This is a genomic window from Vibrio sp. Vb0349 (genome assembly GCF_033338975.1).
In genome coordinates this window covers 1-1,363 of sequence record NZ_JAWOTS010000218.1, presented here as the reverse complement: position 1 = coordinate 1,363, position 1,363 = coordinate 1, and the positions used below count along the sequence as shown (strand labels likewise).

Here is a 1,363-nt window from a genome sequence, read left to right as displayed (position 1 = left end):
TACCTTATTACACACTTTGCTGCATGAAGCAGGGCATGCGTACATCGAGGATCAAAGCATCCCTGTGTTGGGGAAAGAAGAAGATGCCGTTGACAATTTCGCCACTATTTTACTGATCGACTATTTAGACGATGGCGCCGATATGGCCATCAGTGCCGCCGACATGTTTGCGTTTGAGTCCGATGACAGACCCGACTATTACGATTTCGGCGAGTACATTGACGAACACAGTTTTGACCTGCAGCGTTACTTCTCCACTTTGTGCTTGGTGTATGGCAGCGATCCTGAACAGTACAAATCGTTACTCGACGAAGTTGAAAAAGACTACCTTCGAGATCGCAAAGACTTCTGCCAATACAATTACGAAAACATTCGCACTAACTGGCAGCACTACCTGCAGAACAATGACCCTAAAGAAGCATCGACACGTAAAAACAGCGAGAAACCATCAAGCAGCCCCAATGCAATGACGAATTGATATGACTAAACTGACTATTTTCTACGACGGCACTTGCCCACTGTGCGCCAAAGAGATGAAGGCATTACGCCAACACGATCATAAGCAAGAGATAAACACCGTTGATATTTACAGCGACGCTTTTTCGGCCTATCCGCAAATCGACCCTGATCGTGCCAACACCATTCTGCATGCCTTGGACAACCACGGGAATTTACTCCTCGGGCTGGATGTGACCTACCGAGCTTGGCAGCTTGTTGGGCGAGGGTGGTTGTATGCACCACTGCGCTGGCCACTCATCAGACCTGTTGCGGACTGGCTTTATCTGCGCTTCGCCCAAAATAGGTATCGCATCTCATATTGGTTAACGGGCACTTCTCGTTGTAATTCTGGCCGCTGCTCTCGGTAATTGTGATCACGCTTGAAAATGTTAATACGCTCGCGATAAATCGTACATTTCCAGTACTTCTCTCCTACTAAGTCGGTTAATCTGCAATCACTACAAAAATAAATAGCCATATATTTATCCGGCAAATCGATTGAATTTTGCCTTTTCGTAACGCTGCGCCGAGAAGTAAGGAAGTCTCTATGAATCTAACCATAAGAAAGCGACTGTATATTCTTTCCATCATTCCAGTACTCACCATTGCACTAGGTATGATGTGGTTCACCTACCTGCAAACTAACGCTTATAACCAACAGCAAATTGATCAGACCCACACCACCATGATGGCGATGAAAAAAGCCGAGCTGAAAAACTATGTTCAGATGGCTCGCTCGGCGATTGAACCGCTACTCAAGAAAAATGCGACATTAGAAGAAGCTCTTCCCGTTTTACGAGAGCTGGAATTTGGTGAAACGGGCTACATCTTCGGTTACAACTCCAAAGGCGTCCGTGTTGTGGTC

General features: G+C 46.2%; 2 protein-coding genes and 1 pseudogene. All 3 read left to right on the top strand.

Features of this window, described 5'->3' with window-relative positions:
- Positions 1–478 (top strand): DUF4344 domain-containing metallopeptidase (locus tag R7Q47_RS24690; protein ID WP_318089896.1); only part of this gene is annotated, 478 nt, incomplete at its 5' end.
- Position 479: 1 nt separating this feature from the next.
- Positions 480–866 carry a thiol-disulfide oxidoreductase DCC family protein gene (locus R7Q47_RS24685; RefSeq protein WP_015312742.1) on the top strand — a complete coding sequence of 129 codons (387 nt, stop codon included), beginning with the start codon at positions 480–482 and terminating at the stop codon, positions 864–866.
- A 179-nt stretch (positions 867–1,045) separates the two neighbouring features.
- Positions 1,046–1,363 (top strand): annotated as a pseudogene (locus R7Q47_RS24680) (chemotaxis protein); the annotation flags it as partial.

Excerpts from the sequence above, each read along its gene's own strand:
- R7Q47_RS24685 (WP_015312742.1), top strand. The coding sequence starts at position 480 with ATGACTAAACTGACTATTTTCTACGACGGCACTTGCCCACTGTGCGCC.